The sequence below is a fragment of the Arundinibacter roseus genome, from assembly GCF_004348825.1.
GTDB lineage: Bacteria > Bacteroidota > Bacteroidia > Cytophagales > Spirosomataceae > Arundinibacter > Arundinibacter roseus.
Window position 1 is genome coordinate 255,692 of sequence record NZ_SMJU01000010.1, and the last position, 6,888, is coordinate 262,579.

General features: G+C 40.1%; 5 protein-coding genes. All 5 read right to left on the minus strand.

The features are described 5' to 3' along the window. Positions 1-37: 37 nt before the first annotated feature. Entirely contained in the window at positions 38-1,699 is a 1,662-nt protein-coding gene (locus tag EZE20_RS17210) for a M56 family metallopeptidase (protein ID WP_132119918.1), read from the minus strand. 70 nt (positions 1,700-1,769) lie between these two features. Next, entirely contained in the window at positions 1,770-3,551 is a 1,782-nt protein-coding gene (locus tag EZE20_RS17215) for a M56 family metallopeptidase (protein WP_132119920.1), read from the minus strand. Positions 3,552-3,589: 38 nt separating this feature from the next. Beyond that, a complete protein-coding gene (locus EZE20_RS17220; RefSeq protein WP_132119922.1) occupies positions 3,590-3,961 on the minus strand; it encodes a BlaI/MecI/CopY family transcriptional regulator in 372 nt (123 codons plus the stop codon). Between the two features lie 309 nt (positions 3,962-4,270). Continuing rightward, on the minus strand, positions 4,271-4,999 hold the full coding sequence (locus tag EZE20_RS17225) for a hypothetical protein (protein WP_132119924.1): 729 nt from the start codon (positions 4,997-4,999) through the stop codon (positions 4,271-4,273). Positions 5,000-5,447: 448 nt separating this feature from the next. Beyond that, a partial coding sequence (locus EZE20_RS17230) for a restriction endonuclease (protein ID WP_207104706.1) occupies positions 5,448-6,888 on the minus strand: 1,441 nt, incomplete at its 5' end.

The window sequence follows — 6,888 nt, forward strand, 5'->3', positions numbered from 1 at the left end:
AGCTGCCCTGCCGCTTTTCTTTATCCTCTGACAGAACCTATTTTTCTATCTGAAACTCAATGGGCAAGGAATATTCCATTGGAACGGGTCGTCCATTTTGCTTACCGGGATTCCAGGAATTCATATTCAACACCACCCGCAAAGCTTCTTCGTCCAGGCCATATCCTACCCTTTTGGTAACCTGAGGCTCGCGAATCATACCATTTTCACTTACAATAAATTGAATGATCACTTTTCCCTGTATTCCTTTACGAAGGGCTTCCGTGGGGTAATGAATATTCCGGCCCAGGTACTGATACATCGCCTGTTTGCCACCCGGAAATTCGGGGAGCTGCTCGACCACAAAAAATACCGAATCCGGTATTTCCTGCCGAAGGCCATTTTTAGCCTGACTCACATCGTCATGTAGAGGACTATAGCCAACCACAACTACGTCTTCCAGAGCCCGCTGCTGCCACAGAAGTTCAGCGTTAACATCCTGGTTTGGTTTAGTAATTTCGATGGTTTTGATTTCATACCCGATGTAGCTAATCGCCAGCTTGCTCATCAGCGGCACATTTTTCAGTTCAAATGTGCCGTTTTCGTCGGTCGTAGTGCCAGCGTTGGTTCCTGCTACGATTACGTTTGCACCGGGCAAAAGTGCCTGGGTTTTTGAGCTTCTGACGGTTCCTTTTATGGTCGTATTCGCTGGTTTAACCAAACTCTTTTGATTCCGATTTTCATCCATCCTCTTTTCAGGAATCAAGCTGACTTGCTCCATCAGACTTTCAGTTTTTGGAGTGCTCGTATGCTCCCGTCCGGCAGTAAGGATCAGCACCAAACCCACAAGCGGAGCAATTGTCAGGTATTTTACCAGCGACCATTTTGAATTGCGTTTTTTATATAACATAAAGATTCGTTTTTTTAAAAGTGAAGAAACATGGAAGGAATTGGAAAGTAAATCCGTGGGCGATTGCAGTGCATAGCTCACCAAAAACGTGGCGTACTGTTCACGGGACAAAACCGATGAGCGATCCGCCTGATACTCATGCACTTCCTGCAAGGATTTTTTATAAAATAAAAGAACTGGATTGTACCAGAAAAACACCGTAAGAGCTTCCAGGAAGAGGAGATCAAGGCTATGTCGTTGCTGCACATGAACAAGCTCGTGCCTGAGAATCGTATCAAAATTCTCTTCGTAATCTTTCTGATTAATCACGATTTTATTAAAAAAGGAAAATGAACCTACGACGTTTGAATCCAATATAAATACCTGACATCCATCAACTTGCAAATACTCTTTTCCTCTAAAAAAAGCTAAAAGCCTTCGTAAAGACCACCCCAGGCGAACACTCATGAACAGCAGCCCGATAATGTACAGAGTACCTAAGCAGGCAGTCCAGTCAATAGCAAAAATGGGTTGCCTTTGTTGTAGAGCCGCAAAATTTTGTGGCTCTACGGCAGTATGGATATTTTGGGTCTCTGCAATCACGAAATTATCAATCACGGGCCGTGTAACTGAACGCTCTTTGGTTACAAAACTTTCCATCCAAACCTCAGGTAGTTGCACAACCGGCAGTATGAAACCTAGCATTAATACCCCCAAAAGATAGGCTCGATTCAGGCCAAAATGCGTCTGTCGGCGTAGCAACAGCCAATAGCAGGCATAACACAACAGCCAGTACATGTTTACCTGAAATAGATATGGAAGTGGAATCATGATGTCTATTTTGTAGAGCCGCAAAATTTTGCGGCTCTACGTGTACATTCAGACGTAAGATCTTACGTCTCTACTTTTTTGTGGTAATTTCTACAACACCTTTGACACCCTTGACTCCATATTTATCAGTTGCAGCCTTATCTTTCAGCACATTAATCGACTGAATATCAGTGGGAGATAACGTATTCATCGAAAAATCCTCGGCTTTTTCAATACCATCTACCACAATCAGCGGCTTAGCATCTTTGCTCCATCCACCGGTCGTAACACTACCGGGTGCGGTAGCTTTGCCTACTTCTCCTTTTCCATCAAGACCCATATTAAAATTGATCGGCAGATTGTAGCGCACATTGACAGGTTTGCCGCTTTGCATGCCGGGTTTCCACCGGGGCATGTTCTGCACCGCTCGAATAGCAGCCTCATCGGCTCCAAAGCCAATTCCTTTGAGTACCTGAATGCTTCCAATTTCTCCATTGGTATTGACCACAAACGAGAGGAAAACCTTGCCGGAAACATTTGCCCGGGCGGCGGCCTCAGGGTATTTTACGTTTTCACCCAAAAACTTAAACATAGCATCGATTCCTCCCGGAAACTCTGGATTCTCTTCTACCACCGTAAAAATTTGCTGCCCATTGGCTTCGACTGACTGCACCGTCATTTTCACGGATTTCCCATCAGCCGAAGGCACCATTGATACATCGGGCTTGATGGTCTCCTGCTCTGTACCTGTGCCGGGTGTCATGTTGATAGCAAATGTGTTGTTTTTATGCGTTGGGCTTACGGCCAATTCCAGCGTTTTATATTCGGGAAAGCTCACGACTAAATTTCTTCCGGCAGGAGCATTTAGTCTAAATTTACCGTTGACATCGGTTGTAGTTCCTGTCGACAGCCCTTTTACTTCAATAGACGCACCGGGTATAGGCGTGTTATCAGCATCGAGGATAATACCATCTACGTTAACATTTCCAGAGATATTTTTTTCATTCTGATTGCTCGTAGGTACCACTTCGCGCTCGCAGGAGGCGGCAAGCAGCGAGACAAACCCAATGAGCAGAGCGACGGCGGCGTATTTGCCTAAGGACCAGTTGGAATTTCGATTTTTGTAAAGCATGGCTATTCGGGATTTTAGGAGTGAAGAATTAAAAAAATGATTGGTCAAAGCGCCAATCGGGGTATTTAGGGCGTAGGCTACCAGAAATTCGGCGTAGCGGTCGCGCTGTGGCATGAGCTCGCAATCGGCCAGAAACTCATGCACCTGTTGCAGGGCATTTTTATAAAAAATCAAAATTGGATTGAACCAGAAAGCCACGCGCAGCACCTCCACCAACACAATATCCAGGCTGTGCCGCTGCTGTACGTGTACAAGTTCGTGACTCAGAATGGTGTCAAAATGCCGCTCGTAGTCGGTCCGATTAATAACCACCCAACGCAGGAAAGAAAAAGAACCCATGCGGTCGTTGTCCATCAGGATAAGCGTGTAGCCGTCCAGTTCAAGCGCATCGCCTTTTTGGATAAATTTCCGAAGGCTGGCAAAATGCCGGAACAGCCGCACGCTCATAAACACAACGCCAGCGGCATAAACGGCCCACAGCAAATTGATCCAGGTAAACAGCGAAGGCGACTGCTTGGCAGCCACTACCACATACTGCACCGCCGTAACTTCATACACGGGCAACTCCGGTGCCGCTTCGGGATATTGCACCAAAGGCAACACAAACGACAGCAAAAGCGAACCGAGCAGGTAGGCTCGATTCCAGCGAAAAAAGGTGTGGCGACGCAAAAGAAGCCAATAGCAGCCAAACAGCAGGAGCTGATACAGGCTTACTTTCCCGATAAAAAGTAGAAAATCCATACAAGTTAAAGTTTAGGAAAATGGGTACTGTACGGAAGTTATTCCGTTTTTTTTGTTTGCATCAACTGAATAATCTCGTCCAGATCGCGTGTAGTGAGGTCGTGGTCTTTTACAAAAAACGATACGAGTTTGGTGAGGGAATTGTCGAAGTAATTTTCAAGCAACTGCTGCATTTCGAACCGCTTGTACTCGGCTTCGCTGATGAGCGGAAAGTACTCGTGGGTTTTTCCGTAGGCCATGTAGCCCACAAAACCTTTCTTTTCGAGTATCCGGATTATGGTTGAAACGGTGTTGTATGCAGGCTTTGGCTCCGGCATTTCGGCCAAAATATCCTTTACAAAGCCTCTTCCCATCTGCCAAAGATGCAGCATTATTTCTTCTTCGGCTCTGGTCAATGATCTAATTTCCATAGAGTTATAGGTAAACTATTCAGGTTAAGTTTGAAACGCAATCAAAGTTAAGACTATTTTCTTAGTTTCAAAACTAAATTCTTAGTTTTATTGAAAATAGTATAAAAAAGCCGTACAAGGTGCGGTGGTCTTATACGGCTATATGTTAAAAAATCAATAATTTGTCTTCCTTGGGTTTTGTCTCAGAGCCCTGAAAACCAAAGTTACCATACACCGCTACCTGTTGAGACTTTTGTTTTTCACCCAAAATTGGATGTGGTGCTTGCATGTGGGCTGTGAGTCACAGCATACGGAGGAAGTATACAATAATTAGTCAAAATTCGAGATGCCCTGAATCATTTCTTCAAGGCTCATTATTTTAAATTTAGGATCTACTCTAAAAAGTTTATCAGAGACTTTTTTACGTATAAGCTTTTCCGCTGTTAAACGTATCATCCAACCGTTTTCATAGATAACGAATTCTAGTGGAGTGCCAGGTAATTTATCAAGTATAGAGTCAAAAACTGAGTTGATTGATATGTCAAAGGCATTTGTCAGTACCATTTCAGACTCCTCGTTTCTCGGTCCTCCTTTTACAAGCACTCTTTGAGCTGATAAGTCGAGCCATTTTATATTTTGAATCACTTTGTCGACTTTGTAGCTATTACCAATACCGCCTACGATGCGTTCGGCTTCGAGGAGTTCTTCTTCTTCATAAGACATGAACATGGCAAAATTAGCTAATTCAGGCATTATCGAATCATGTGATTCTATAAGTCTATAAGTTCCCTTTTTATTCCTGATATAAATATTTTTATTCACATCAGCTTTATTGAATTTATTAACTCGCCAAACCTCAATTCGCTGTTGATTTTGTTTTTTATAAACAATCACCTGGGAAACAATATACCCCCCCGGAAATGCTCCAAGTCTCTTAATAGTATCCGCTTTATAAGTAAGAACACCTTCCAGGAAAGCCGTTTGTGCTTTTAGATTGAGCGATAATGAAAAGCCCAATATGACGAAGAAAAGCTGTGTGTATAAGTTAGGTAACCGCATTTTTATGGCGTATAAGGGATAGCAGGGTTTTCCTATAAAAATCAGATATAGAAATACTTATATTAAATATGGGTAAAATCTATAAAAAAGGTTTGGATATAATGGCATTTTAAGCCTTTTGAACCTGGATCAGCAGTGGAATAGCTGCTTTCATATCTCTTGGGTAGTGCCAAAAACCCAAATCTGGCCGAAATAAGTTTTTATAGGAAAGCCCTGTAAGGGATAGTATATGGATAGATTATTTCATTATTAAACATGTTGTTGTTATCTGCTATTCTCTTCCATGGGCTTTGTTACACAGCGTTGAAAACCTGAATTACCATACACCGCCACCTATTTGAGAGTTTTGTTTTCAACCTAAAATTGGATGTGGTGCTTGCGAGCGGGCTGTGAGACACAACCCATGGAGAAGGTTTAGGCCAAATATCTATAAAAACAAATTACCTACTTACTTAAAATCTTCTTTTGCTTCTTTGATATTTATTCGAGCATTATACCCATGCTTCTCCAATAGAAATAGTAAATGTCCACCATTAATTAAAGTAATTGGTTTATCTTTTGCAAATTTAAATGAATCAGGACCATAATCAGAAGTTGTTACCAAAATACCTTTTGTGGCTCCTTCATTCATAACTGTACCATATAAATCACGCACAGAGGATACTCCAACTAGATTCGTATACCGTTTGGCTTGAATCACTATTTTACCACCTCTAATAGGATCAGGATCAAAGACGATAGCGTCAACACCACCATCTCGACTAGATTGAGTTACTTTAACTTCACCACCGGTAACGCTAAACTCTTTTTCAAATAATTCTCTTATTAGGTGTTCAAAATCCTCCCAATTCATAGAAGCTAGGTTGGTAAATGAATTAATTTCAATTTCTTTGGAGGAAATGAAACGTTTATCGTTACTATCAATAGACATTATTGGATTAATTGGAGTTTGATTTTTAATATTGGATGCTGATATACCCTTTAATTTCTTGAAACATTCTTTTGGATCAACTTCGGCTAAATTAATTCTAGCAAACTCATCTTTGTTAGAAACTACCGAAAGTATACACGCCTTGTCAAAATTTCCAGTTGCTCTATTAATTGCATTTGACCATCCATTAAAAACAATGCATTTAATTGCATCTATTTCATCAACATTGAATGATATTCTAATTAAATCCAATACAATTCTATAAATAATGTCGTTATATAATTTATCAAGTTCTCTTTCAGAATAAATTATTTCTTTAAGCTCATTTTTAGTCTTTAAAAACTTAATTTCTTTAATTTTTGGAAATTGTTCAATTGTTGGTAACAGGTACTCAATTATAAGAATTTTACTTTCGACTATGTAATCAACAGTAATAGACTTTAAAAAATATTTATCATAAACAATTTCTTGTAATATTAAATGATGATATTCCCTAATTGATTTTTGATCATGTTTAAAATAATTATTCTTTAAGATATCAATTTTATCCTTATATTCTTTCGATTGTTGCACAAAGTTCTTCAACTCCAAATTCCATGACTCTTCGATTTTCTGGTACTTTACTTTAAGATCATTAATAGATTGGTTTATAAGTTGACAATTATTATCGTAAAGTATTTTAAGATCAATATTATACTCACGGGCACTTTTTTCAATTTCACTTTGAAAAATTTCGTTAGTACTATTTATACTTTCATTTTTTAAAAATGAGTCAAGGCATTCAGGAGGCTTGACAAAATTTAAAGATTTAGATCTTTCTTTAAAAATTTCATTAGACTTGATGCAATGCTGATTTTCAATTAGATAAGTAAAAATTCCATAATCCAGCACATGCTTCCAAGGCTGAATCGTGGTTGTCAAGATTATGCGCTCTAATACGGTCAGATATGATACGATA

Excerpts from the sequence above, each read along its gene's own strand:
- EZE20_RS17210 (WP_132119918.1), bottom strand. The coding sequence starts at position 1,699 with ATGATTCCACTTCCATATCTATTTCAGGTAAACATGTACTGGCTGTTG.
- EZE20_RS17215 (WP_132119920.1), bottom strand. The coding sequence starts at position 3,551 with ATGGATTTTCTACTTTTTATCGGGAAAGTAAGCCTGTATCAGCTCCTG.
- EZE20_RS17220 (WP_132119922.1), bottom strand. The coding sequence starts at position 3,961 with ATGGAAATTAGATCATTGACCAGAGCCGAAGAAGAAATAATGCTGCAT.
- EZE20_RS17225 (WP_132119924.1), bottom strand. The coding sequence starts at position 4,999 with ATGCGGTTACCTAACTTATACACACAGCTTTTCTTCGTCATATTGGGC.